The organism is Pseudomonas sp. B40(2017), from assembly GCF_002112855.1.
In the GTDB taxonomy this organism is placed as follows: Bacteria; Pseudomonadota; Gammaproteobacteria; order Pseudomonadales; family Pseudomonadaceae; genus Aquipseudomonas; species Aquipseudomonas pharyngis.
Window position 1 is genome coordinate 373,938 of sequence record NZ_NEIT01000007.1, and the last position, 24,601, is coordinate 398,538.

Below are 24,601 nucleotides of genomic sequence, written 5' to 3' on the forward strand. Positions count from 1 at the left end.
GGGTTACTCGCCGGCGCCGCACTTGCCTTCGCCGCATTTGCCTTCCGAGGTTTTTTCCGCCGAGTCGGCCTTGGCCTGGGTCTGGCTGTAGCCGTGATCCAGTTGCTTGACGCTGAACGCTTCGGAAGCCGAAGCGGCGTTGGACAGGGCCAGGCCACCGGCAAGCAGCAGGCCGAGGGTCAGGGAGGTTTTCGAGCGCTTGGTCATGATGTATCTCCGATGCGATAGGTGAGTTCAAAGGCTTGATCGGGGTTGCCGATCGACAGGCGTATTTGAGCGGCAGGCTGTATCGCGGATGTGTCGCAAAGGGCCGGATTTGTGCGCGGGATGTGTCGGGCGTCGGGCCGTACACACTGCGATACACAGCCTGCTAAAAACTGTGGGAGCGAGCCTGCTCGCGATAGCGGTGGGTCAGGCACCGAGGCTACTGTCTGTGCCGGCCTTATCGCGAGCAGGCTCGCTCCCACACTGCATCTCCAATTATTCCAAATGTGTGATTTGCCTCAGACCCGCAGCGTCTAGCCACGGTGTCCCCGCAATCCCATGGGGCGAGACTTCGGAGCCCGGCATGCAAGCGCTGTTGAACGAGATCCTTGACGCTGTCCGGCCCCTGATCGGGCAGGGCAAGGTGGCTGACTACATTCCCGCCCTCGGCACCGTGCCGGCCAATCAACTGGGCATCGCCGTGTATGGCAACGACGGCGAGATGTATTGCGCCGGCGACGCCGAGACGCCGTTCTCGGTGCAGAGTATTTCCAAGGTATTCAGCCTGGTGCAGGCCATCGAACATTCCGGCGAGGCGATCTGGGAGCGTCTGGGCCACGAGCCTTCCGGCCAGCCGTTCAACTCGCTGGTGCAGCTGGAATTCGAACGCGGCCGTCCGCGCAATCCGTTCATCAATGCCGGGGCGCTGGTGATCTGCGACATCAACCAGTCGCGCTTTGCCGCACCGGCGTTGTCGATGCGCGACTTCGTGCGGCGGCTGTCGGGCAACCCGCAGGTGATGGTTGACGGCAAGGTCGCTGACTCCGAATACCAGCACCGCGCGCGCAACGCGGCGATGGCGTACCTGATGCAATCCTTCGGCAATTTCCACAACGATGTTGAAGCGGTGCTGCGCAGCTACTTCAGCCACTGCGCGTTGCGCATGAGCTGCATCGACCTGGCCCGGGCCTTTTGTTTCCTGGCCAACGACGGCTTCTGCAAACACAGCGGCGAACAGATCCTCAGCCGACGCCAGACCCAGCAAGTCAACTCGATCATGGCCACCAGCGGCCTGTACGACGAGGCGGGCAACTTCGCCTACCGCGTTGGTCTGCCGGGCAAGAGCGGCGTCGGTGGCGGCATCGTCGCGGTGGTGCCGGGGCAGTTCACGGTGTGCGTGTGGTCGCCGGAGCTGAACGCGGCGGGCAATTCGCTGGCGGGGATGGCGGCGCTGGAAATGCTCAGTTCGCGGATTGGCTGGTCGGTGTTCTGAGGCCGTGTTGCTTTGAGGGAGGCCAACCTATACATTTTCCGGCCGCCCTCAATATGGTGAATCCGCTCCATGTCTCTCGCGCTCGAACGTCTCGTCGCTGGCACGCCTATCCCTTTCGCCGGTAACCGCGTCACCGTGGTCAGCCCCGAACTGGCCGAGCGTTTCCGCCCCGGCGACCACCTGTTGGTGGAGCAGGTGAGCGGCGAGCTGTTGCTGATTCCGGTGGCGGATCAGCAGGCAGCCTCGGTGGCAATCGAGCGTGCAGCGGCGGCGTTTACCGCGTTGTCCGCGGTGCCGGACGAGGCCATCAGCCGCTTCTTCGATCTGTTTGCCCAACGTCTGGAAAACCCGGACGCCTGGGCACTGATCGAAACCGCCAACCTCGCCGACATCGAACGGGCCAAGGCGCGCGGTCGCTCCACCACCCGCTTGCTCGCCGACGAGCGCATGCGCCGCGACATGATCGCCGGTCTGCGCGCCTGGCGTGATGCGCCGGCCACCCGTGGCAAGGTGATCAGCAGCGTCGAACATGACGGCTGGAAGGTCGAGCAGGTAGTGTCGCCGCTGGGCATCGTCGCGTTCGTGTTCGAAGGTCGGCCAAACGTCTTCGCCGACGCCGCGGGCGTACTGCGCACCGGCAACACCGCCGTGCTGCGTATTGGCAGCGATGCGCTGGGTACCGCGCAAGCCATCGTCACCCACGCCCTGAACCCGGCGTTGGCCGATGCCGGTCTGCCGGCCGGTGCGGTGTCGCTGGTGGAGAGCGTCAACCACGCCGCCGGTTGGGCGATGTTCGCCGACCGGCGTCTGTCGCTGGCGGTGGCTCGTGGTTCGGGGCGTGCGGTCAGCCAGTTGGGCAGCATCGCCCAGCAGGCCGGCACCGCCGTCAGCCTGCATGGCACCGGTGGCGCGTGGCTGATTGCTGATCGCGATGCCGATGCCAAACGCTTCGCCGCCGTGGTGCGCAATTCGCTGGATCGCAAAGTCTGCAACACGTTGAACGTCTGCCTGATCCAGCGCGACCGTGCTGCCGAACTGGTGCCGCTGTTCCTCGACGCCTTGCAGCAGGCTGGCACCGCGCGTGGTCAGGGCTGCAAACTGCATATCGTCGAAGGCAGCGAAAGCTACCTGCCGAGCGACTGGCAGAACGCGACGGTCGAGGTCTATCGCGCCGAGGGTTACCAGACCGAAGCCCTGGCCGAGCCATTGCCGGAAGCGCAACTGGGCCGCGAGTGGGAATGGGAAGAAACCCCGGAAACCAGCCTGATGATCGTCGACGATCTGGATCAGGCCATCGCGTTGTTCAATCGTTACAGCCCGCAATTCACGGTGTCGCTGATCAGCGAAGACGCGGCGGTTCAGGAGCGTTTCTACAGCGCGGTCGACGCGCCGTTCGTGGGTAACGGGATTACCCGTTGGGTCGATGGCCAGTACGCGCTGAACAAGCCGGAACTGGGGCTTTCGAACTGGGAAAGCGGCCGGTTGTTTGCTCGCAGCGCGATCCTCTCCGGTGACGGCGTGTTCACCGTACGCAGCCGCATGACGCAGATCGATCTGGGCGTAAAACGCTGAACAGAACAACGCCGCGCCCGTCGCAATGACGGGCGCGGCGTTGTGTTTTCAAGCCGCATCGACTGCCTGACCGTAGACCGCGCACGTCGACGGTTGCTCGGCCAGCGAGACGAAGGTGCGACGGTCGGCACTCAGCGCGTCGATCGAACCGGTCTCGATGTCGTACACCCAGCCATGCAGATTCAGCAGGCCTTTCTCCTGAGCCAGGCGCACGCTCGGGTGAGTCTGGATATTCGCCAGTTGCGCGATCACGTTTTCCCGCACCATCGAACTCAGCCTGGCGGCGTCATTGGCGTGTGGCCGCGATTCGTTGACCACTTTCGCCGACTCGACGTGTTGCAGCCAGCCGCTGACGGCGGGCAGGTGATCCATGCATTTGCACTGGGCGATGGCGGTCATCGCGCCGCAATCGGAGTGGCCGCAGATCACGATGTCGGTTACGCCGAGCACGGCCACCGCGTATTCCACCGTCGCCGAAACCCCGCCCGGATGCGGGCTGTAGGACGGCACGATATTGCCGGCGTTGCGGATCACGAACAGCTCACCGGGTTCTTGCTGGGTCAGCAGTTCCGGAACGACGCGGCTGTCGGAGCAAGTGATGAACAGCGTACCCGGGGTCTGGGTGGTCGCCAGGTGTTTGAACAGCTCGGTGCGTTGCGGAAACGCCTCGTTCTGGAACTTCAGGAAGCCTTCGATCAGGTTTTTCATGGTGTGTCCTCTCAGTTCGAACAGCCGGTGCCGAATTCACTGTATTGAAGAATGTGTTTTGCGCCGTGGCTGTCGAGGTAAGTCATTTCGACCGGCACCACGCCGCAGACGTCGGCGACCGGGGTGATGCTCACGACCTGCGCGATGTCCAGCGACATGCCGTAGCGATAGGCGACGGCCTCTTCATCAGCCTGGGCCTGGGCGGCGAGGCCGGCGAGCAGGGCCAGGGTCAACAGAATTTTTTGCATGGGGCAGCCTCCAGACAGATGTGGTGATGACTTGGCAAATCAGGTTTGGAGGGGCCCGCACGCGGGGTGCGGGCCCGGGAGGGATCAGAACGGACGCAGCGGGAGGAACTTGCCGTCGAGGGTGACAACGGCGCGGGAACCGCCTTCAGGGTCTTCGACTTTCTTGATGTCGAGCTTGAAGTTGATCGCGCTGATGATGCCGTCGCCGAACTGCTCGTGAACCAGTGCCTTCAGGGTGGTGCCGTAGATCTGGATCATCTCGTGGAAGCGGTAAATGGTCGGGTCGGTCGGCACACCGTCGAGGCTGCCGCGCAGCGGGATGATTTGCAGGGCGGCGACGTCTTCGGCGCTCAGCTCAAGCTTGTCGCCAACCAATTCGGCCGCGGCTTTGGGCAGTGGATGCTGGCCGAGGAGGGCGGCGGTGACGTAGGCCAGACTCAGGCCGGTGTCGTCGGCCAGATCCTGCCACGACAGGTTTTTCTGTGCCTTGGCATCCAGGGCGCGGGTGGTCAGGGCGATGCGGCTGTCGTTGTAGGCTTGGGATTGCATGGTGCTTCTCCTTTCGGGGTTGTCTTGCTGTGTGGATTCATCTTCTGCCGATTGATCCATAGCGTCCAAGACCGATATACAATGCCAAGCATAAGTAATGCCTATAGATGGAGCGTTCCATGCTGCTGCGACATTTGCGATACCTGCTGGCCGTGGCCGATCACGGCGGCTTTACCCGGGCTGCCGAGGCGTTGCATGTGTCGCAGCCGACCTTGTCGCAACAGATCCGCCAACTGGAAGAAACCCTCGGTGTGGATCTGTTCGACCGCACCTCGCGCTCGGTCAAACCGACTGACGCCGGCCAGGCCTATATCGAATGCGCGCGACGGGTGCTGGTGGAGCTGGAGGCGGGCAAGCGCGCGTTGCATGACGTGAAGGATCTGTCCCGAGGCTCGCTGCGCCTGGCCATGACGCCGACGTTCATGGCGTACCTGGTCGGGCCGTTGGTGCGCGACTACGTGGCGCGGTATCCGGGGATTCACCTGGAGATTTTCGAGTTGTCGATGGATGACATCGAGGCCGGGCTGGCGGATGACTCGCTGGATATCGCGATTGCCTTCACGCCGGTGCGTAATCCGGACATCGAGTGCATTCCCGCGTTTGTCGAGACGTTGGGGGTGATGGTCGGGCGTGAACATCCGTTGTATGACAGCGCTTCGGTGCTGACGCCGGAGGACATCGCGCAGCTGGATTTCGCCTTGCTGGCGCCTGATTTTTTCACGCGCCTGTCGATCGATGAATACTTCCGCCAGAACGGCATCACCCCCAAGGTGCAGATCGAGGTGAATTCGGTGAGCACGTTGCTGGAAGTGATCCGGCATGCGCCGATTGCGACCATGCTGCCCGAGGCGATTGCGACCGAGGACCGGGCGTTGCGCAGGTTGCGGGTCGAGAGCGAAGCGCCGCAGCGGGGAGCGGCGTTGTTGCGGCGCAAGAACAACTATCACAGTGCGGCGGCTGAGGCGTTTATGAAGCTGGTGCTGGAAACTCGTTCATGAGCTTTTTTTGCGAGCAATAAAAAGAGCCTGCTTCGTCTTCGAAGCAGGCTCTTGTTTTATTGAAGTTTTAACTTAGCAGAACCGATCAATCACCCGAACTTCGTTCTTGTTCTGCATCGAGTCCCACGCCTGTTTCAGCGTTTGCAGAACATTACCGATGAAGTCCTTGTCGGCCGCGGCTTTCTTGCCGACATAGCCGTGGCCACGGCGGTACATCTTCAGGCGGGCCAGCAGGTTCTGGTTGTTCCGATCGAACTCTTCTTCACCAGCATGGGGCGACAGGCAGTCGATATGGACCTGACCCGACTTGCTGATCCACAGAATATGGCTGTCGTGGCTGTCTTTTTGCGCAGCGAACATACGAGCCAGTTCTTCGATAGTAGGTTGATTGTTCAGATTCATGATATTGCCCCTTGACCAGTCTGGTGATCTTTCAAAGTTGATTCGCTAATACAGGTAGCCCATCGGTTAGTTGATCCCTGGCACCGAAACCAGGACGTCAGCGGTCGCCCGTGTGAAGTACGGGGTCATGCGTCTGTTGCATGTAGTCGTGTTGAATAACTGCTACGCAAAAGCGTCACAACGAGGAGAAGCAGCGAAAACCGGGAGGCTCCTTGACGACGTTTTCAGGGTCGACCACAAGCGTCTTGAGAATTTTCGCCAGCGCTTCTCGTCCTTGTACTGGACGTTCAGGCCAGGTCAGCTTCTTCAATCTGCCTTGTGGGCAGCGTGTATCCGGAAAAAACAGCTCGGCGGTCAGACGAGCTTGCTCAAGCGTGTTGCCAGTGCTCCCGATCGGGGAGACGTCTGCATCATGCAAAAGCAAAACGATGCCGTCAACGGTTTTGTAGTGATTATTTTTGGTCACTACATATTGTCGGACAAAGTCATTCTGGAATGAAAAAAGGGGGGCTTCAGGCAGTGGGAGTAAGGCTGCGCAGGCAGTAGAACGTGCAGGGATAGCCGTCCACTGTTTTGGTCTGGCGGGTAAAGTTGCCGCCGCTCAGCTCGGGGATGAGCCGGGCCCAGAACCGCTGTGCAGGCAGGTTTGCGTCGACATGGAAAATCTGCCATCGACCGGGCAGGTGGCTCAAGAGGGCAGAGGCGACAAACTGCGCGACGCCTTGGCCACGCCAGCGTCGGCTGACGAAGAAGTAGCCGATGTTGTAGTCGGCGCCTTCAATGAGGAGGTGGTCATCCACAGTCACGAACCCCGCCAGTTCGCCGTCGACGTGGATCAGGAATGGTCGGGTCGCCGGCTGGCGCCAGTAATCGTCTTTCAACTGGATCGGGAAGAAACCATGCCCGCCGAGCTTCAGCGGCAGCCACTCGCTGAAGTCATAAGTGTAGAACTGCATCAGGTTTTCAAGGGTTTCCAGTTCGTCGCGCCGGGCGACGCGCAGTTCGATGACAGACATGCCGCAGCCTCCTGACCATCACTGTTGAAACAGTAGCGCGCAGCGGGCTATTTGGCCGCCGGTTTCGCCGAGCGTTTGCCGGTTCCGGTGGTTTTGCGCCGAGTGGTCTTGCGTTTGTTCTTCCATGGCGCAGCGGCTTTGCCGGCAGGTGGCGGGCCGCTGATAGTCAGGCTCAGCCCGGCGCAACGGGTCACTTGCTTGCTCATCCATGCGGCCTGTTTGGTGACGAATTCCTCCAGACTCATTTCGCCGCTCTGCACCATGTCCAGCGCCTGTTCCCAGATCGCTGTGGTGCCGGGGTCGGCAATCGCCCGCGGCACGGCGTCGATCAGGCTGAAGGCAGCGGGCGTGGCGGACAGCGCCTTGCCGTTCTTCACCAGATAACCGCGATCCAGCAACCCTTGAATGATCGAGGCGCGGGTGGCCTCGGTGCCGATGCCGGTGGTGTCCTTGAGTTTCTGCTTGAGCAGCGGATCTTCCACCAGTGTGGCGACGTTCTTCATGGCCTTGATCAGGTCGCCCTCGGTGTAGGGCTTGGGCGGCTGCGTCCACAGGTCCTTGAGTTTCACGTCCGCGATGGCGCACTCGGAGCCTTGGGTCAGCGCTGGCAAAGTCTGCGGCGCGGGGGTTTCACGCCCCTTGGCCGGGGCCAGCGCTTCGGGCAACGCGCGTTTCCAGCCCGGCTCGATGATCTGCTTGCCGACCGCGCGCAAGGCTTCCCCGGCGCAATCGAAATCGGCCTGGGTGCGGTCGTATTCGTGATTGGGCAGGAACTGCGCCAGATACCGTGCGCGAACCAGCGTGTAGACCGCGCGGTGCTTGCCGGTCAGGCGTTCGAGATTTTTCGCGGCAGCGGTCGGGATGATGCCGTGGTGGGCGCTGACCTTGGCGTCGTTCCAGGCGCGGGAGCGGCGCTGCGGCTCCAGATGCTCGCGCAGCGCTTCGAGGCTCGGGTCGGCCTGACGCAGCGCCGCAAGAATCGCTGGCGCCTCGCTGTGCTGGCTCAGGGGCAGGTAGCCGCAATCGCTGCGCGGGTAGGTGATGACCTTGTAGGTTTCGTAAAGCGCCTGGGCGATGTCGAGGGTTTCCTGGGCACCGAGGCCGAGCTTCTTCGAGCAGACTTCCTGCAAGGTGCCGAGGTCGAAGGGCAGGGGTGCCACTTCGCGCATGCGTTCGGTGCGCAGCTTGACCACCCGGGCGCTGGCGGCGCTGCCGATGGCGGCGGCCGCTTGCTGGGCGAGGGCCTGATTGAGACAACGGTCCTGATCGTCACAGGCATCGCCCGGCGCACGCCACTGCGCCGTGAACGGCGTGCCGTTGTGCAGCAGTTGCACGTCGATGGCCCAGTACGCGACCGGCACGAAATCGGCGATGCTGCGGTCGCGATCCACCACCAGCCGCAACGTCGGCGTCTGCACCCGGCCCACCGGCAGTACACCTTGATAGCCTGATTGCCGGCCGAGCAGGGTGAACAGGCGACTCATGTTCATCCCGATCAGCCAGTCCGCCCGCGAGCGCCCCAGTGCCGAGTGATACAGGCTGAAGGTTTCAGCGCCCGGTTTGAGCGCTGCCAACGCCTTGCGGATCGAGGCTTCATCCAGCGCCGACAGCCACAAGCGGCGGATCGGCCCGCGATAGCGGCAATGCTCCACCAGCTCCCGGGCGATCATCTCGCCCTCACGGTCGGCGTCGGTGGCGATGATCAGTTCGCTGGCCTCGCCGAGCAGGCGCTTGACCGCCTTGTACTGGCTGGCGGTACGCGGCTTTACGGTCATTTTCCATTTGTCCGGGATGATCGGCAGGTCCGCCAGCACCCAGCGCTTGTATTTGGCGTCGTAGGCGTCCGGCGGCGCGGTTTCCAGCAAGTGGCCGATGCACCAGGTCACCGTGACGTCCGTTCCCAGCCAGCAGCCGTCGCCCCGACGCTTTGCGCCGAGCACGGCCGCAATGTCCTTGGCCTGGGAAGGTTTTTCACAGAGGTACAGCCGCATAACCACCGTCGTCGATCATTGCCCGAAGAGGCGCACAGGATGGCCTGACTCGGGCGAACGGGCAACTTTTATCTGTATGGATATACAGATAAAAGGGTTGCCGGTCATGACAGCCCGCGTCGGGGCAATCCGGGACGCTATCGAGAAATTGATTAGCGCCCCCGTTGGCGGCTGTGGCAGGGTCAATCTGCCTGACAGGGCGAGTGACAGGACGATCTCGCCAGAAGATCGCCGCTTTTCTGTCTGACACTGACTTTTCAGAAACAAGGACGTACACCATGTCTCAACCTTCCTCCCAGGCCAGCAGCGCCTTCACCGCCGTCGACACCTTCAGCCACCTGTACGATCGCGGCACCGGTACCGTAAACGGCAAACCGTCGTTCACCGCCGACCAGGCCGCCGACGAAATCCTGCGCAAGGGCATGTCGTGGCAGGACAAGAATGCCGACGGCAAGATTGACCTGATCTACACCTTCCTGACCGACAAACCGTCCAACTACAATCCGAAACTCGGCAACTTCAGCGAGTTCAGCGCCCAGCAAAAGGCCCAGGCCGTGCTGGCGATGCAATCGTGGTCGGACGTGGCCAACGTGACCTTCACTGAAGGCAAGGGCGGTGACGGCCACATGACTTTCGGCAACTACGACGTCAGCACTGGCGGCGCGGCGTTTGCCTACCTGCCGCAGGGCAGCAGCTACGACGGTCAGTCGTGGTACCTGATCAACGATCAGTACCAGGTCAACAAGACCCCGGACACCAACAACTACGGGCGTCAGACCCTGACCCACGAAATCGGCCACACCCTCGGCCTGTCGCACCCGGGCGCCTACAACGCCGGCAACGGCAACCCGACCTACGGCGACGCCAAATACGCCGAAGACACCCGCGGCTACAGCCTGATGAGCTACTGGAGCGAAGCCAACACCGACCAGAACTTCAGCAAGGACGGCAGCGGCGCCTACGCCTCGGCACCGTTGATGGACGACATCGTCGCGGTGCAGAAACTCTACGGCGCCAACTTCGAAACCCGTGCCGACAACACCGTGTACGGCTTCAACTCGAACGCCGATCGCGACTTCTACAGCGCCACCTCGAACACTTCCAAAGTGGTGTTCTCGGTGTGGGACGGCGGCGGCAATGACACGCTGGATTTCTCCGGCTTCAGCCAGAACCAGAAGATCAACCTTAACGAAGGGTCGTTCTCCGATGTCGGCGGTCTGGTGGGCAACGTGTCCATCGCTCACGGCGTGACCGTGGAAAACGCCATTGGCGGTTCGGGCAATGACCTGCTGATCGGCAACGCAGCGGCCAACGACCTGATCGGTGGCGCCGGTAACGACATCATTTACGGCGCTGGCGGCGGTGATTCGCTGTGGGGCGGTGAAGGCGCAGACACCTTCGTGTTCGGCGCGGCCAGCGACTCGATCATGACCGCGCCAGACTGGATCATGGATTTCACCAGCGGCCTGGACAAGATCGACCTGTCAGGCATCGCCGGGTTCGCCACCGGCGCAGCCACTCTGAACTTCGTCAGCGGCTTCACAGGGCATGCCGGGGACGCGATCCTCACTTACTTCGAACAGACCAACCAGACCAGCCTGATGATTGACCTCACAGGCCAGGGTTCGGTGGACTTCGCCGTGGGTGTGGTGGGGCAGGCTGTGGCGACCGATATTGTCGCGTGATCTGAAACGAAAAAAACCGCAGTCCTTCGCAGGCTGCGGTTTTTTTTGTTTTCGGACATCGCTCTACGACATTGAAATCGGTTACTGCTCGGTTTCGAGGATCGAAGCGGCGGATGTATTACGTACTCTGGCAAACCACCAGAGAGCCGCAACGCCCAGCAGCGTCGCCAGCACAGCCAGGATCAGGATCACACGTTGTGCCCCCAAAGGCGCGGCGAGCAGCGCAACAAGCAGTCCTGCGAGCGGTTGTGACAAGTTGTTTAGCAGGGTGATCACGCCCACGGTCTTGCCGAAGTCCTGAGGGGGAATGACTCGCTGGCGAATGCTGCGCATGTAGACGTTGAACATCTTGTCGAAGCCGACGATCAGCAGAAAACCCAGCACATAACCCGCCAGGTTCGGGCTCAGGGCACTGATGAAGGCGCCGGCGGCGAGCATCGAACAGGCAACGCCACCCAGTACGCGCAACGGCAATACCACCCGGGCGAGGAAAAACAGAATCACGATGGTGGTCACCGCGCCTGCCGCTTGCAGCACGGCGTAGTCGTCCTTGCCGGCGCTGTACTGACCGAGCACCATGGCCGCCGAAGTGGCCAGGGTGACCCCGACAATCAGATTGACCCCCACTGCCAGTGTGATGATCTTTTTCAGCTCCGCCCGTTCGCGGATATGCCTGAAAGCGATGCGCAGAGGCTGCAGCCAGATGTCCTGATGCTGCTCGAACACCTCCAGAGTGATACGGCTGAAACGTTGCCACACCCGCATGCTCAGGTCGGCGAGCAGGAACAGCCCGGCCACCCACAGCACCACCCAGTGCCAGGCCGAAACTTCCAGCAGCAATGCCGCCACCAAAGGCCCCAGAACCAGTCCGGTCTGGTCGGCTATCTGCGAGTAGGACAGGGTTTTGGTGTAGCTGTAGTGCTGGAAAATACGCGGCATCAGCACTTCGCGGGCCATGATGCCCTGAGTCGTCAGCACGCCGCATAGCGCCGACAGCACCACCAGCCACGCGATACCGCCGAAGACGGCATAAAGCCCTACTGCCAATACGCAAAGCAGCGCGCGGTAGACCTGACTGATGTGCAGGATCCTGATGGGCGAGAACTTGTCGCACAGGGCTCCGCATAGCGGAAACGCGAGAAAACGCGGCAGCGACTCGACGAAGAATGCAAGCCCCGCCCAGGACGCGCTGTTGGTGGTCTGGAACACCACAAGCGGCACGATGAACAACAGGATCTGATCCGCCAGCCGTGACAGGAACAGCGAGATGAAAAAAGCCAGGTAATCCTTGCGCATGATGACTCCTGTCGGTGGGCGTCTTGGTCGTTTTGCGCGTGATATGAAAACAGAAACCGCCGCCTTCGCAAGTGACGGTTGTTGCTGATCGGAGAAAAAACCGTTCGGCTGCGGATCCGACGAGATTCCCCCGCATGGGTTATACCTGAACCGGTGCCTTCGCCGCCCGTCAGGAGAAACCGATGAAAATTTCCGGTCCCAGTCCCGTCATCACCGTTGCCGAGCAGCCTGGCTGCCTGCTGGTAAAATTCCACGGCATACAGGTCGCCGCCTCGGCCCGAGCCCTGGTGCTGCTCGAAGCCAATTACCCGCCGGTCTACTACATTCCGCGTGAAGACATCGACGAAAAATACTTCGCCCGCACCGACCACACCACCTACTGCCCGTACAAGGGCGATGCCAACTATTTCAGTCTGCAAGTGCCGGGACATGAGGGCGCGAACGCGGTATGGACGTACGAAAATCCAAAGATTTCGGTCAGCCAGATCAAGGACTACGTGGCGTTTTATCCCGATCAGGTGAAGTTTGAGTTGCTGGACGCGGAGGTCTGAGATCCAGCAGGGTGGCGAGGGCATTGCGCCCCCGCCACACGAATATCAATCAGTTCTTGTCCAGATCGATATTCTTCGTCTCACGCAGACAGATCATCCCCACCACCAGGCTCACTCCGGTAATCAGCACCGGGTACCACAGCCCGTAAAAAATATCCCCGGTGTACACCACCAGCGCAAACGACACGGTTGGCAGGAATCCGCCGAACCAGCCGTTGCCGATGTGATACGGCAGGGACATCGAGGTGTAGCGGATGCGGGTCGGGAACAGTTCGACCATCAGCGCGGCGAGCGGACCGTAGCACATGGCCGAGATGATGATCAGGCCGACGATCAGGGCCACGATCATCGGTTTGTTGATTTGCTGCATATCAGCCTGTTGCGGATAGCCGGCCAGGGTGATGGCGCCGCGCAGGGCGGCTTCGTCGAAGCCGTCGAGTTTCACATCGCCGACGCTCACTTGCACCGTGCTGCCCGCCGGCGCGGCGACGCTGGAGTAAGGCAGGCCTTGCTTGACCAGGAAGGTCTTGACCTTGTCGCACGGGCTGTCGAATTTGGCCTTGCCCACCGGATCGAACTGGAAGGTGCAGGTCGCCGGGTCGGCCACCACGGTGATCGGTGCCTGTCGGCTGGCGTGGTCGATGGCCGGGTTGGCGTAGTGGGCCAGGGATTTGAAGATCGGGAAGTACAGCGCGGTGGCCAGCAGCAAGCCAAGCATCAGCACCGGTTTGCGCCCGACCTTGTCCGACAGCCAGCCGAAAATGATGAAGAACGGCGCGCCGATCACCACGCTGATGATCAGCAGACTGTTGGCCACCGCCGGGTCCATTTTCAGGAACTGGGTGAGGAAGAACAGCACGTAAAACTGCGCCGCGTAGAAGGTCACCGCTTGCCCGGCGTTGATGCTGAACAGGGCGATCAGCACGACTTTGAGGTTTTCCCATTTGCCGAAGGACTCGCGGATCGGCGCCTTGCTGGCCTTGCCTTCTTCTTTCATTTTCAGATAGGCCGGCGATTCGTGCAGACTCAGGCGAATCCAGGTGGAAATACCCAGCAGCACGATCGACAACAGGAACGGAATACGCCAGCCCCAGACTTCGAATTGATCGCCGGTGAAGTAGCGGCAACCGAGCACCACCAGCAGCGACAGCAGCAAGCCAAGGGTCGCGGTGGACTGAATCCAGCTGGTGTGGAACCCGCGCTTGCCGATCGGCGCGTGTTCGGCCACGTAAGTCGCGGCGCCGCCGTACTCGCCGCCGAGGGCCAGGCCCTGAAGCATGCGCAGTATCACCAGAATGATCGGTGCGGCGATGCCGATGCTGGCGTAGGTCGGCAGCAGGCCCACGGCGAACGTCGCCACGCCCATCAGGATGATGGTTGCGAGGAAGGTGTATTTGCGCCCGATCATGTCCCCCAACCGACCAAACACCAGCGCCCCGAACGGCCGCACGATGAAGCCTGCGGCAAATGCCATCAGCGCAAAGATGAATGCGGTGGTGTCGTTGACCCCGGCGAAAAATTGCTTGCTGATGACCGCCGCCAGGGCGCCGTAGAGGAAGAAGTCATACCACTCGAACACCGTCCCTAGGGACGAGGCGAAGATGACCTTTCGGGTATCGGGGCTGGCGTCCGTGCTGCGCACGGCGTCCAGAGGCTGAACGTGTTCTGACATATCGGTATCCCTCACAGTGATTGTTTTTGTTGTTTCCACTGTCGGCACCGGCCTTGTGGGCGGGCGCCGCTGTTCCTTTGGTCAAGAGAGTGCGGTCAGTGCTTTTTCTTCGGCGGGAAAACTCCGGGCGGTTGGGTTGAGAATCAGCTGTGCCGCTTTTTCAGCAATCATCAGCGTAGGCGAACAGGTGTTGCCCGAGGTAATGCGCGGCATGATCGACGCATCGGCAATCCGCAGCCCCGGTACGCCGTGCACGCGCAACTGCGCATCGACCACGGCGTCCGCGTCGTTGCCCATGCGGCAAGTGCCGACCGGGTGGAAAATCGTCGTGCCGATCTTCGCCGCCGCTTCGTGCAGTTGTTCTTCGGTTTGCAGGCTGGCGCCGGGCAGGTATTCCACCGGGTTGAAGGCTTGTAGGGCGGGGGCGCTGACGATGCGCCGGGTCAGGCGAATCGCATCGGCGGCCACGCGCAGGTCTTCGGGATGGCTGAGGTAATTGGGTTGAATCAGCGGCGCGGTTTGTGGATCGGCGGAACGGATCTCGACCCGACCCCGGCTCTGCGGCCGTAAATCACACACCGACGCGGTGAATGCGGGGAAGCTGTGCAGCGGTTCGCCAAAGCGCTCCAGCGACAGCGGCTGCACGTGATATTCGAGGTTGGCCGAGGTCTGCTCAGGCCCGGAACGGGCAAACGCACCCAGCTGACTCGGGGCCATCGACAACGGCCCGCTGCGGTCGTACAGGTAACGCAGGCCCATGCCCATCTTGCCCCACACGCTGCCGGCGATCTGATTGAGGGTGCGGGCGTTCTCCAGTTGGTAGATAAGCCGCAGTTGCAGGTGATCCTGCAGGTTGCCGCCGACGCCCGGCAATTCATGCACCACGCCGATGCCGAGCTTTTCCAGCAGCGGGCGCGGCCCGATTCCGGAGCGTTGCAGAATGCTCGGCGAGCCCACGGAGCCGGCGCACAACACGATCTCCTTGCGCGCCTTGAAGTTCTTTTGTTGACCCTGCCAACGGGCGCTGACTTTCGAAGCGCGACCGTCTTCGAACAACACGCGATCCACTTCGACTTCAGTCAGCACGGTGAGATTGGCCCGATCGCGAATCGGCTTCAGAAACGCCTTCGCCGCATTCCAGCGCACCCCGGCCTTCTGATTGACCTGAAAGTAGCCGCAACCCTCGTTGTCGCCCTGGTTGAAGTCGTCGATGCTGGCGATGCCGCTCTGTTCGGCAGCGCTGCGGAAGGCATCGAGAATCGGCCACGACAGGCGCTGGCGTTCGACTCGCCACTCACCCTTGTCGCCATGAAAGTCCGCCGCACCAGCAAAATGGTTTTCGCTCTGTTTGAACAGCGGTAGCACATCGTTCCAGGCCCAGCCCGGATTGCCTTCGGCGGCCCAGCCGTCATAGTCGTTGGCCTGGCCACGCATGTAGATCATGCCGTTGATCGACGAGCAGCCGCCCAGCACCTTGCCGCGCGGATAACTCAGCGCGCGGCCGTTAAGGCCCGGTTGTTCTTCGGTCTTGAAGCACCAGTCGGTGCGCGGGTTGCCGATGCAGAACAGATAACCCACGGGGATGTGAATCCACGGGTAGTTGTCGCGCCCGCCAGCCTCCAGCAACAGCACGCGCTGCTGTGGATCGGCCGACAGACGATTGGCCAGCAAACACCCGGCCGGCCCGGCACCGACCACGATGTAATCGAACTCATCGAGGGACGTCTGCATTCCCTGACCTCGCTTATTGTTTTTGTTGTCGGTCATCCTAGTTGTTAGCTTTCGTCAAAAGAATGTTAGTTTTTGCGCAGCCGCTGTGCGTTTTCAAACAGCGTTCCCTGACGATAGCCGACAAGGACAAGCCATGTTCGACTGGAACGACCTGCGGTTCTTTCTCGAGTTGCAGCGCAGCGGCCGACTGCTCACCGCCGCCCGCCGCCTGAACACCACGCACGCCACCGTCGCCCGGCATATCGAGGCCATCGAAAAAAGCCTTGGCACCGCGTTGTTCGTCCAGCACGCCCAGGGGTACGAAATGACTCCGGCGGGGGAGGCGCTGCTCAAGCATGCCGAAGCCATGGAAAATGTCGCGCTCCTGGCTCAGGAAGAAATCACCCAGTCCACGGCGCCGCTGGGCAAGATTCGCGTCGGTGTGACAGAAGGGCTGGGCATCATGTTTCTCGCCAGCCGCATGATCGGGTTGTTCGAGCGCTACCCGGGACTAGAAGTGGAACTGGTGGCGGTACCGCGCTTTGTCAGCATCCTCAATCGCGAGGCGGAAATCAGCATTCACCTGGAGCGGCCGGCGGCGGACATGCTGGTCACCCGCAAACTCACCGATTACCGGCTCGCGCTCTATGCCAGCCGCGCCTATCTCGATAATTCACCGCCGCTGCGCAGTCGCGAAGATCTCGGACGGCACGCGTGGATCGGCTACGTCGATGATCTGCTGTTCAGTCAGGAGCTGATGTTTCTCAACAGCTTCTGCCGCAACCCACGGGTGGTGTTTCACAGCACCAGCGTGATCGCCCAGCAGCAGGCGGCGCGCTCGGGGTTGGGGATTGCGGTACTTCCTTGCTACATGGCCGCGTCGGACCCGGATCTGGTGGCGCTGTTGCCGGATGAGAGCATCGAGCGCAGTTACTGGATCAGCACGCGGCGCGAGTTGCACAAGTCGGTACGGTTGCGGGTGGTCTGGGATTACGTGGTGGGGCTTTGCGAAGGCGAGCGCGAGTTGTTGATGGGCCAGTAAAGACAGCGGTTTCATGCAACTAAAACGCCCGGCAAAAGGTCATTCGATTTGCGGAGGTTGAGTCATCACGCAGAACCTCGACAACGAAGACGTTTCCCGTGGCCACTCACCTCGATCGCCGCAATAACCTGTCCCTCGACAGCCTGAATTTCTTCCTCGCCGACGTGCGTGACGGGCTCGGTCCTTATCTGGCGATTTACCTGCTGGCGGTTCACCACTGGGAGCCGGCGAGCATTGGTCTGGTGATGACTATTGCCGGGATCGCCGCGCTCATCACCCAGACCCCGGCAGGTGCGCTGGTCGACAGCACGCGCTTCAAACGGTCGCTGATTGCGATTGCCGCGCTGGTGGTCACCGCAAGCTGTCTGCTGCTGCCGTTTGTGACGTCGTTCAGCCTGGTGGCGGTGACGCAAGCCATCAGTGCCGTCGCCGCTTCGATTTTCGCGCCGGCCATTTGCGCGATCACCCTCGGGATCACCGGGCCTCGCGCCTTCACGCGAAGGACCGGCCGCAACGAGACTTTCAACCACGCCGGCAACGCCTGCGCCGCGTTGTTGGCCGGTCTGTCGGCGTACCTGTTCGGTCCGGTTGCGGTGTTTTATTTGATGGCGGTCATGGCGCTGGCCAGTGTGATTGCTGTCTCGTTCGTATCGGCCGACGCCATTGACCACGATCTCGCCCGAGGTCTTTCCCCCAGCGAAGCGGGGCAGGGCAAGCAGCCTTCGGGCTTTTCCGTGTTGCTCACCAACCGCCCGCTGCTGATGTTTGCGATTTGCTGCGCGCTGTTTCATCTGGCGAACGCGGCGATGTTGCCGCTGGTGAGCCAGAAGCTGGCGCAGGCCAATCTGCAGATGGCCACACCGCTCACGTCTGCCTGCATCGTCGCGGCACAACTGGTGATGGTGCCGGTCGCGCTGCTGGTGGGGGCGAAGGCCGATCTGTGGGGGCGCAAGCCATTGCTGCTGGCGGGGTTCCTGATCCTGCCGTTACGCGGCGTGTTGTATGTGCTGTCGAACGATCCGTGGTGGCTGGTTTCGGTGCAGTTGCTCGATGGCATCGGTGCGGGGATTTTCGGCGCGCTGTTTCCGGTGGTGGTGAAAGACCTGACGCTGGGGACCGGGCATTTCAATGTCAGCCTCGGGGCAATCTCAACGGTGTTCGGACTGGGCGCGGCATTGAGCAACAGTCTGGCGGGCATCTTGGTTCAAGAGGCCGGTTACAGCGCCGGGTTTCTGACCTTGGCGGCCGTGGCGCTGGTAGCGCTGGTGCTGCTTTGGGTGGCGGTGCCCGAGACAGTATCGGGTTCCAATGCCGACTCAATTGCACTGCAAAGCAAGGCGTCGCGGATGGTTACGCCTTGACTCAACGGTCCCAAGACCTGTTCAACCGGCGGGAATCGACAGCGTCGCCCGCAGGCCTCCCTCGACCCGGTTTTGCAGTGTGATCCGCCCACCCAGACGGGTGGCGATGGTATTGACGATGGTCAGCCCCAGGCCCGCGCCCTCGGGGTTGCCCCGGCTGTAGAACCGCTCGAACAATCGCGCCCGGTCCGTTTCATCGATACCCGGGCCCTGATCTTCAACGTCCAAATGGTAAAAACCGTCGACGCGGGTCAATTGCACGCTGATCACGCCTTGCTCCGGGGAGAAGTTGGCGGCGTTGGTGATGAGGTTGTTCAAGGCAATGTCGATGGTGGCAGCATCGGCGAACGCTGGAAAAGGTTGGTCGCTGACGTCAAAGGCCAGTTCCAGATGTTTGCTCAGCAACCATGGCGTGAGTTGCACCAGACTGTTGCGCACGGTGTCGCCAAGGTCGATGCGTTGGTTGGCAGGCGCACTGGCCTTGGGTTCGAGGCGGGCCATGGTCAGTAGCTGATTGACCAGTCGGCTGGTGCGATCCACCCCGGCGATCAGAAATTCGAGTGACTCGCGACGTTCCTGCTCGGTGCCAGCCTCCAGCAGGTTTTGCGCATGTACCCGCAGTACCGCCAGCGGCGTGCGCATTTCGTGGGCGGCGTCGGCGATGAACCGGCGTTCCCGACCGAGCACTTCCTGGATCTGCGCAAGCATGCGGTTGAGTGCGGCTTGCATCGGTTCCAGTTCGCTGGGCAGCGGCGTCAGTTGCAGCGGTTCGAGAGCGCCACTGTGGCGGGCGCGCAGGGTCGCCGCCATATTGGCCAGCGGCTTGAGCCCCCAGCCGATGGCCAGCCAGATCATCGCCGCAAGGACCAGACTGCCGATTACGTTCGGCCACAGGGTATGGCGGACGATCCGGTCAACCAGATCCGCTCGCACGTCGCCACGTTCACCCACCCAGATGCGCAAACCGTTCTGTTTGTCTTCCAGGACAAACGCCCGCCAGTGGCGCTTGTTCAGATCCTCCACGTCGCTGAAGCCTGGCTGGATCGGCGGCGTGCTGAAGGAGGGTGCACTGGCGGTGTGTACCAACACCTCGCCTTGGGGATTCCACACCTGAAAGGCGAGTTTTCGTTCGTAGGGGTGGCCATCGCCCCGAGGCACGGCTTCAGCCAGTGCCGAGTTGAAGGCCTGATACAGGTTCGTGTGTTCCGGCGCTGACAACGGCATGCGCATCACGCCTTGCAGCAGACGCGCGTTCTGCGCCAGTTGCGCGTCGTAGACCTCGGCGATTTCGTGGTTGCTGTCGTGCAGGTTGAACAGGCTGAGCACAGTCAGACCAGCGAGCATCAGGCCGATGATCAGGGTCAGGGTGCGGCGCCGGATCGAGGTCATCGGCGCTCCTCCACCAGATAACCCACGCCGCGAATGGTGCGGATCAGGTCGGTGGAGAATTTCTTGCGCAGGTGATGAATGTGCACTTCCAGGGTGTTGCTTTCGGCTTCTTCGTTCCAGCCGTAAAGCAGTTGTGTGAGGTGGTCGCGGGTCATGACCCGACCCGGCGGCGAGAGCAGTTCGTGCAGCAACTGATATTCCTTGGGCGTGAGCACCACCGGCTGCCCCAGATAGCTGACTTGCTGGGTGCCGGGGTTGAGACTGATGCCGGCGTGCTCGATCAGCATCTGCGCGCGTCCGGCACTGCGTCGCAGCAGGGCGCGCAGGCGGGCTTTGAGCTCGGCCAGGTCAAAGGGCTTGATCAGGTAATCGTCGGCGCCGGCGTCCAGCCCCGCAATGCGGTCTTCGGTGGCATCGCGGGCGGTGAGGATCAGCACCGGCAGGTTAGAACCAGTGCTACGCAGACGGCGTAGTACTTCCAGGCCGTCCATGCGTGGCAGGCCGAGATCGAGCACCGCCAGATCAAAGGTTTCGCTGAGCAGGGCGTGCAGGGCGCTGCTGCCGTCCTTGAGCCAGTCGACGGTGTAGCCCTCGCGCCCCAGTGCCTGATGAATGCCCTCGCCGAGGGCCACGTCATCCTCGATCAGTAATAAGCGCACACGGACTCCTGTCAGTCGAGTTTCTTGTTTACGTCCACCAGCAACGCGGCGATCTCTTTGCGGCGCCCGGCATCGGCACTTTCCCGGCCCGGGCGCGGAGCGGCTTGCAGGGCCTTGAGCAGCGCTGCTCTGGCTTCAGCGTAGCGTTTTTGACGGTAAAGGTGATCGCCCCAAAAGTACAAACTGTCGATGCCATCAGGGTTGAGTTGCAGGGCCTGCTTGAGCAGTTGCTCAGCCTTGTCGCTGTCGCCGAAACCGATCGGCCAGCCGGGCACCCGATCGTACAGCGCGGCGAGGCTGGTGTAGGCGGAACCTTGCAGCGCCTTGGGGTCCAGGGTCAGGGATTTTTCCAGATCGGCTTTGGCATCCTTGGCTTTACCCAGAGCACCCAGTCCGCCCTCGGCACCGGCCCAACTGCTGGTGACGATGCCTTTCCAGATCCAGGCCTCGGCGACGGCCGGCCGTTCGGTGGCGAAGTGCGTTGCCTGGACGGCCAACTGTTCAAATGCAGCGGCGCGCTGTTTTTCCGGTGTTTCGTACTGGATGTGTGCCCAGCTCTGCTGGATGCTGTTGAGGCGTTGTTGATCGGCAGCGTCCAGCGCCCAGACACTTTGACTGAGGGCGCCCAGCAGCACACAGGCGAGAAGTTTTTTCATGGTTTCGGCGTCTCGTTCTCGGTTTTTTCACTCAGGCGACGGATCAATGGCAATTGCTTGCGCAGACCGCGATCCACCAGATTGGGCAGCAGGCTGTTGAGGCGTACGAAGAAGCGCTCCGGCCAGCCCAGATAGAGGTCGCGGCGATCACCGGCAATCGCATGAATCACCGCAGCGGCGACGGCCTGCGGATCGTCGACGCTGGCTTTGAGTGCATCGTTCAATGCCTGGGCGGCGGGGCTGTTCATGCTGGTGCGTGTGGCGCGGGGCGCCACGTACAACACACCGACCCGGGTATCCGCCAACTCTCGGCGCAAGGCCTCGGAAAATCCGCGCAAGGCAAACTTGGTTGCGCAATAACTGGCATAACCGGGATAGCCGATCGACCCGTAGGTCGAGCCAACGTTGACCACCATGGCACTGTCGGCCTGTTTGAGCAGCGGCAGCAACAGTTTGGTCAGGCAGATCGGCGCACCGATGTTCACCGCCAGCATGGCGTTGATGTCGCTGTCGTCGAGCTGTTCCAGCATTGCGAAATGATTGACCCCGGCGGCGTTGATCAGCAGGTTGATGCCGCCGATGGCCTCGGCGGCGGCCAGCACCTTGCGCCGGTCGCTGAGGAATGTCAGGTCGGCAGCGACCCAGCACAGGTTCTGTGGGTAAAGGTCGAGCAACGGGCGCAACGATTCCTGATGTCGCGCGACCGCCAGGACCTGCGCACCGGCAGCGCACAGGGCACGCGTGATCGCTATCCCGATGCCGCCGCTGGCACCGGTCAACACCACACGGGCTTCATGCAGCTGCATGTTGAGCCTCCGCGTCGCGGGGCAGGCCTCGGAACATGTCGGCGTAGAGACGATAGACGACTTTCGAGGCATGAATCACCGCCGCCTGGTCGGCCGGATCTTCCAGCTGATTCATCAGCCGGCGATAGGTTTGCATGTGCTCGATGTCCAGCGAGCCGTGGGAGCTGAGGTAGCTGAACGCCGTTTCCGGCAGGGCCAGACGTTCGCGGATGCTGCCCGCCGCATGGGTGGCCAGGGCGATGCTGGTGCCCTCCAGCACGTTGACCATGCCAAACAGACCCACCGGATTGCCTCGGGCGATCAGATCGTAAAGAAAGCTGACCATCAGCTCGATCGGCAGCGACGGCTGGCCATCACGCACAGCGTTACGGTCACCGCCACAGGCCTCGATGTCGTTGAGCACCCATTGCTCGTGGCCGTATTCGTCCTCGATGTATTCGCACACGGCTTTGCGCAGCCATTCCAGATGCGTCGGCAGGCGCGCACCACAAGCCATCATCAGCGGTACGGTGTGGCGCACGTGGTAGTAGGCCTGGGCGAGAAACGCGCGATAGCTTTCAAGGCTGACCTTGCCTTGCAGCGCATCGAGGATGATCGGCAAATTGAACAGCTCGTGGCGTTCCTGGTGCGTGGCTTCTTGCAAGGTGTCAAAAAAGCTCATGGTGCGGATTCCTCGGAAAAGGCGGATTCGGTAAGCACGGCGCGGTACTGCGCGACGATTGCCTCGCGGCGGGGGCGACCGTTGGCGGTGAGCAGGCCGTTGGTGGCCGTGAAAGGTTGTTCGAGGCGTGTCCAGTGATGCACCTGGGCGTAATCGGGCAAGGCCTCGTTGGCAGCGGCGACGGCGGCTTCCAGTTGTGCATCGGTGCAATCAGGGCGATGTGGCCAGAGCAGCGCGTGGTTGTGCGGCAAGGCCTCGCCATACACAAAGGCCTGGGCGATGTGCTGGCGCTGAGTCAGTTCGGACTCGACCCATTCCGGGTTGACGTTGCGTCCGAAACTGGTAACGAACTGATGCTTCTTGCGGCCCTTGAGGTAGAGAAAACCTTCCGGGTCGAACTCGCCCAGATCGCCGCTGGGCCACCATTCATCGCTGTACGTCGGCTCGCCAAGGTAACCGAGCAAGGTCGAGCCTTTGATCAACACCTCTCCGTCTTCGGCAAGGCGCACGTCGACATGGGGCAGGGGCCGCCCGACACTGCCCGGACGACGTTCGCCGGGTCGGTTGAGGCAGACCACCGAGGCGCACTCTGACAGGCCGTAACCTTCGTAGACCGGCAGGCCGATTCGTTGCGCGCGGTGCAGCAGATCCTCGGAAACCCGTGCGCCACCAACGGCGGCAAAACGCAGCGATTGCGGATCGAAGGCTTTCTGTTCGGCAGCGCTGACCAACAGCAAAAGCAATTGCGGCACCAGGATCAGACTCTCGGGCGCCCGGTGGGCCAGGCAGCCCAGCAAACGCGGCAGGTCGACGCCGCTGGCGCCCTGGATGCCCAGGGTTTTCTGGCTCGGCACGCTCAGCGTTGCGCCGGCGTACAGGGCCGCGTAACAGCCAAGGTTTTCCAGCAGGATTGCCAGCGGCAGCAACGCCACGTGATGTTGAGGGGCTGTGGGTTTGCTGGCCTCTTCCAGCTCCCGAGCGACCCGCAGCAGACTGTCGGCGCTCAGGCACACGCCTTTCGGTGTGCCGGTTGTGCCGGAGGTAAACGTCAGTTTGGCGGTACCGGCGGGCAGGCGGTTCGGGCCTTCAAAGGCGCGGCACCAGAATTCACCGCGTTGTTCATAACCGGCAGCGAGCAATTCTGGCTCCAGCTCCGGTTCGGCGATCACTCGTTCGGCCTGGCTTTGTTCCAGACAATGGGCACGTTGTGCCGGACTGAAGAACGGCGGCAGGGTCACGCACGTCAAGCCTTCAAACAACGCCGCCAGATCCCAGAGTATGGCTTCGACGCCGTTGTCCAGCGCCAGGGCGATGACCGTCACCTGCTCATCGCGCAGGCGCTGCTGGCGGTACATCACCTCGGCGTACAGCGTCGTGTAACTGATTTTCAGCGTGTCGCCCCACAATGCCAAAGCGTTGTCATTGCGCCCTGCATGGCTGCGCAGGGTTTCCTGGAATCGTTGCCGTTCAAGCGACATGGCAGGCTCCTTCGATAGACGTCGGCAATCCCAGCCGGCTGAACAGACCGATGTTGCGCAGATGGATGAAACCGGCGCGGATGTTGCCGACATGCACCCAGGGTTTGCTTTCGTAGTAACTGCCCCAGTGGTGACGGTCATCGCCCAGGCGTTCCGGGTCGGCGGCGCACAGCGTCACGGGTTTCAGACCCAGGCGATGGAAGCTGTTGACCAGCCCGATATTGCCGGTAAACGTCACCCACTCCAGACCGCCCATGGCCAGCAGGTAAGTGATGGCAATGATGCTCAGGCGCGCGCTGCCGGTGTCGTTGGCGGCAAGGTTGCCGACTTCGACAATCGCGCTGCGCTCCACCGGATGGTCTGCCGCCGCGCTGATCAACGGCTCGATCGGTTCATCCAGGTAACGTTCGAGAAAAAGTGGTTCAAGGTGCGCACGACGTACTCCGGCAACCGCGCAAAGGTCGCCGGAGTCGTTGTGCACACCAAACAGTTCGGGCATGAAATGGCGGATATCGGCGCCGTGGGCCTTGCGAAAACGTTGTTGAATAAACGCTTCGAACGCCGCTCGTTGAGCGTCGCCGGGTGGGGCGCTCGACAGTTGCATCTGCGGTGTTTCGCCTTGGCCGAAACGCAGGGGCAGGGAGATGTTCCAGTCAGAATCGGGCATGGGCTGA

General features: G+C 61.9%; 25 protein-coding genes. 8 read left to right on the forward strand and 17 right to left on the reverse strand.

The window, feature by feature from the left end:
- Positions 1-3: 3 nt before the first annotated feature.
- Positions 4-207: a hypothetical protein gene (locus tag CAF76_RS21725; protein ID WP_039767107.1), complete on the reverse strand. Its 204-nt coding sequence runs from the start codon at positions 205-207 to the stop codon at positions 4-6.
- Positions 208-568: 361 nt separating this feature from the next.
- On the opposite strand from CAF76_RS21725, the gene glsB reads away from it, so the two are divergent.
- Positions 569-1,477: a glutaminase B gene (glsB, locus tag CAF76_RS21730; protein WP_085648356.1), complete on the forward strand. Its 909-nt coding sequence runs from the start codon at positions 569-571 to the stop codon at positions 1,475-1,477.
- A gap of 69 nt (positions 1,478-1,546) precedes the next feature.
- Complete coding sequence (locus tag CAF76_RS21735; protein WP_085648357.1) at positions 1,547-3,049, forward strand: aldehyde dehydrogenase family protein; 1,503 nt, start codon at positions 1,547-1,549, stop codon at positions 3,047-3,049.
- Positions 3,050-3,097: 48 nt separating this feature from the next.
- Here CAF76_RS21735 and CAF76_RS21740 read toward each other — a convergent pair whose 3' ends face one another.
- The 3 genes from CAF76_RS21740 to cynS all read right to left on the reverse strand — a co-directional run bounded on the left by CAF76_RS21740 (position 3,098) and on the right by cynS (position 4,554).
- Entirely contained in the window at positions 3,098-3,757 is a 660-nt protein-coding gene (locus tag CAF76_RS21740) for a carbonic anhydrase (protein ID WP_085648358.1), read from the reverse strand.
- 11 nt (positions 3,758-3,768) lie between these two features.
- The gene (locus CAF76_RS21745) at positions 3,769-4,005 is read right to left on the reverse strand and encodes a DUF2790 domain-containing protein (protein ID WP_064597472.1); all 237 of its coding nucleotides are present in this window, start codon (positions 4,003-4,005) and stop codon (positions 3,769-3,771) included.
- An 84-nt stretch (positions 4,006-4,089) separates the two neighbouring features.
- Positions 4,090-4,554 carry a cyanase gene (gene cynS, locus CAF76_RS21750; protein ID WP_064597470.1) on the reverse strand — a complete coding sequence of 155 codons (465 nt, stop codon included), beginning with the start codon at positions 4,552-4,554 and terminating at the stop codon, positions 4,090-4,092.
- A gap of 119 nt (positions 4,555-4,673) precedes the next feature.
- Between cynS and cynR the strand changes: the two genes are divergently transcribed.
- Complete coding sequence (gene cynR / locus CAF76_RS21755; protein WP_085648359.1) at positions 4,674-5,552, forward strand: transcriptional regulator CynR; 879 nt, start codon at positions 4,674-4,676, stop codon at positions 5,550-5,552.
- Positions 5,553-5,624: 72 nt separating this feature from the next.
- On the opposite strand, the gene CAF76_RS21760 is transcribed toward cynR, so the two are convergent.
- Positions 5,625-5,954, reverse strand: a complete 330-nt coding sequence (locus CAF76_RS21760) for a hypothetical protein (protein WP_047293552.1) — start codon at positions 5,952-5,954, stop codon at positions 5,625-5,627.
- 127 nt (positions 5,955-6,081) lie between these two features.
- On the opposite strand from CAF76_RS21760, the gene CAF76_RS21765 reads away from it, so the two are divergent.
- Entirely contained in the window at positions 6,082-6,453 is a 372-nt protein-coding gene (locus CAF76_RS21765; protein ID WP_064597467.1) for a hypothetical protein, read from the forward strand.
- A gap of 13 nt (positions 6,454-6,466) precedes the next feature.
- On the opposite strand, the gene CAF76_RS21770 is transcribed toward CAF76_RS21765, so the two are convergent.
- A complete protein-coding gene (locus CAF76_RS21770) occupies positions 6,467-6,970 on the reverse strand; it encodes a GNAT family N-acetyltransferase (RefSeq protein ID WP_085648360.1) in 504 nt (167 codons plus the stop codon).
- Positions 6,971-7,017: 47 nt separating this feature from the next.
- A complete protein-coding gene (locus CAF76_RS21775; RefSeq protein WP_085648361.1) occupies positions 7,018-8,961 on the reverse strand; it encodes a DNA topoisomerase III in 1,944 nt (647 codons plus the stop codon).
- A 278-nt stretch (positions 8,962-9,239) separates the two neighbouring features.
- Here CAF76_RS21775 and CAF76_RS21780 point away from each other — a divergent pair, with 278 nt between their 5' ends.
- The gene (locus CAF76_RS21780) at positions 9,240-10,646 is read left to right on the forward strand and encodes a serralysin family metalloprotease (protein ID WP_085648362.1); all 1,407 of its coding nucleotides are present in this window, start codon (positions 9,240-9,242) and stop codon (positions 10,644-10,646) included.
- A gap of 81 nt (positions 10,647-10,727) precedes the next feature.
- On the opposite strand, the gene CAF76_RS21785 is transcribed toward CAF76_RS21780, so the two are convergent.
- The gene (locus CAF76_RS21785) at positions 10,728-11,942 is read right to left on the reverse strand and encodes an MFS transporter (protein WP_085648363.1); all 1,215 of its coding nucleotides are present in this window, start codon (positions 11,940-11,942) and stop codon (positions 10,728-10,730) included.
- Positions 11,943-12,124: 182 nt separating this feature from the next.
- Between CAF76_RS21785 and CAF76_RS21790 the strand changes: the two genes are divergently transcribed.
- On the forward strand, positions 12,125-12,493 hold the full coding sequence (locus CAF76_RS21790; RefSeq protein ID WP_085648364.1) for a DUF427 domain-containing protein: 369 nt from the start codon (positions 12,125-12,127) through the stop codon (positions 12,491-12,493).
- Between the two features lie 49 nt (positions 12,494-12,542).
- Here CAF76_RS21790 and CAF76_RS21795 read toward each other — a convergent pair whose 3' ends face one another.
- Complete coding sequence (locus tag CAF76_RS21795; RefSeq protein ID WP_085648365.1) at positions 12,543-14,165, reverse strand: MFS transporter; 1,623 nt, start codon at positions 14,163-14,165, stop codon at positions 12,543-12,545.
- An 81-nt stretch (positions 14,166-14,246) separates the two neighbouring features.
- Positions 14,247-15,896, reverse strand: a complete 1,650-nt coding sequence (locus CAF76_RS21800; protein WP_085648366.1) for a GMC family oxidoreductase — start codon at positions 15,894-15,896, stop codon at positions 14,247-14,249.
- A gap of 133 nt (positions 15,897-16,029) precedes the next feature.
- Between CAF76_RS21800 and CAF76_RS21805 the strand changes: the two genes are divergently transcribed.
- Together CAF76_RS21805 and CAF76_RS21810 are read left to right on the forward strand one after the other, a co-directional pair.
- The gene (locus tag CAF76_RS21805) at positions 16,030-16,917 is read left to right on the forward strand and encodes a LysR family transcriptional regulator (protein WP_064597450.1); all 888 of its coding nucleotides are present in this window, start codon (positions 16,030-16,032) and stop codon (positions 16,915-16,917) included.
- Positions 16,918-17,015: 98 nt separating this feature from the next.
- A complete protein-coding gene (locus CAF76_RS21810; protein ID WP_085648367.1) occupies positions 17,016-18,278 on the forward strand; it encodes an MFS transporter in 1,263 nt (420 codons plus the stop codon).
- Positions 18,279-18,299: 21 nt separating this feature from the next.
- On the opposite strand, the gene CAF76_RS21815 is transcribed toward CAF76_RS21810, so the two are convergent.
- From CAF76_RS21815 to CAF76_RS21845, 7 genes are read right to left on the reverse strand one after another with little or no spacing between them, the layout of a single operon-like run.
- Positions 18,300-19,667, reverse strand: coding sequence for an ATP-binding protein (locus CAF76_RS21815; RefSeq protein WP_064597446.1), 1,368 nt, complete (start codon positions 19,665-19,667; stop codon positions 18,300-18,302).
- Positions 19,664-20,326 carry a response regulator gene (locus CAF76_RS21820; RefSeq protein ID WP_064597443.1) on the reverse strand — a complete coding sequence of 221 codons (663 nt, stop codon included), beginning with the start codon at positions 20,324-20,326 and terminating at the stop codon, positions 19,664-19,666. Before CAF76_RS21820 ends, CAF76_RS21815 begins: the two co-directional genes overlap by 4 nt.
- A gap of 11 nt (positions 20,327-20,337) precedes the next feature.
- Positions 20,338-20,982, reverse strand: coding sequence for a tetratricopeptide repeat protein (locus tag CAF76_RS21825; RefSeq protein WP_064597437.1), 645 nt, complete (start codon positions 20,980-20,982; stop codon positions 20,338-20,340).
- Positions 20,979-21,788 (reverse strand): SDR family oxidoreductase, encoded by an 810-nt coding sequence (locus tag CAF76_RS21830; protein WP_064597435.1) that lies wholly within the window; start codon positions 21,786-21,788, stop codon positions 20,979-20,981. The genes CAF76_RS21825 and CAF76_RS21830 overlap by 4 nt, the downstream gene beginning before the upstream one ends.
- The gene (locus CAF76_RS21835; protein ID WP_011334723.1) at positions 21,775-22,449 is read right to left on the reverse strand and encodes a TenA family transcriptional regulator; all 675 of its coding nucleotides are present in this window, start codon (positions 22,447-22,449) and stop codon (positions 21,775-21,777) included. Before CAF76_RS21835 ends, CAF76_RS21830 begins: the two co-directional genes overlap by 14 nt.
- Positions 22,446-23,927, reverse strand: coding sequence for an AMP-binding protein (locus CAF76_RS21840; RefSeq protein ID WP_085648368.1), 1,482 nt, complete (start codon positions 23,925-23,927; stop codon positions 22,446-22,448). Before CAF76_RS21840 ends, CAF76_RS21835 begins: the two co-directional genes overlap by 4 nt.
- Complete coding sequence (locus CAF76_RS21845) at positions 23,917-24,594, reverse strand: thermostable hemolysin (protein WP_085648369.1); 678 nt, start codon at positions 24,592-24,594, stop codon at positions 23,917-23,919. Before CAF76_RS21845 ends, CAF76_RS21840 begins: the two co-directional genes overlap by 11 nt.
- Positions 24,595-24,601: the final 7 nt, after the last annotated feature.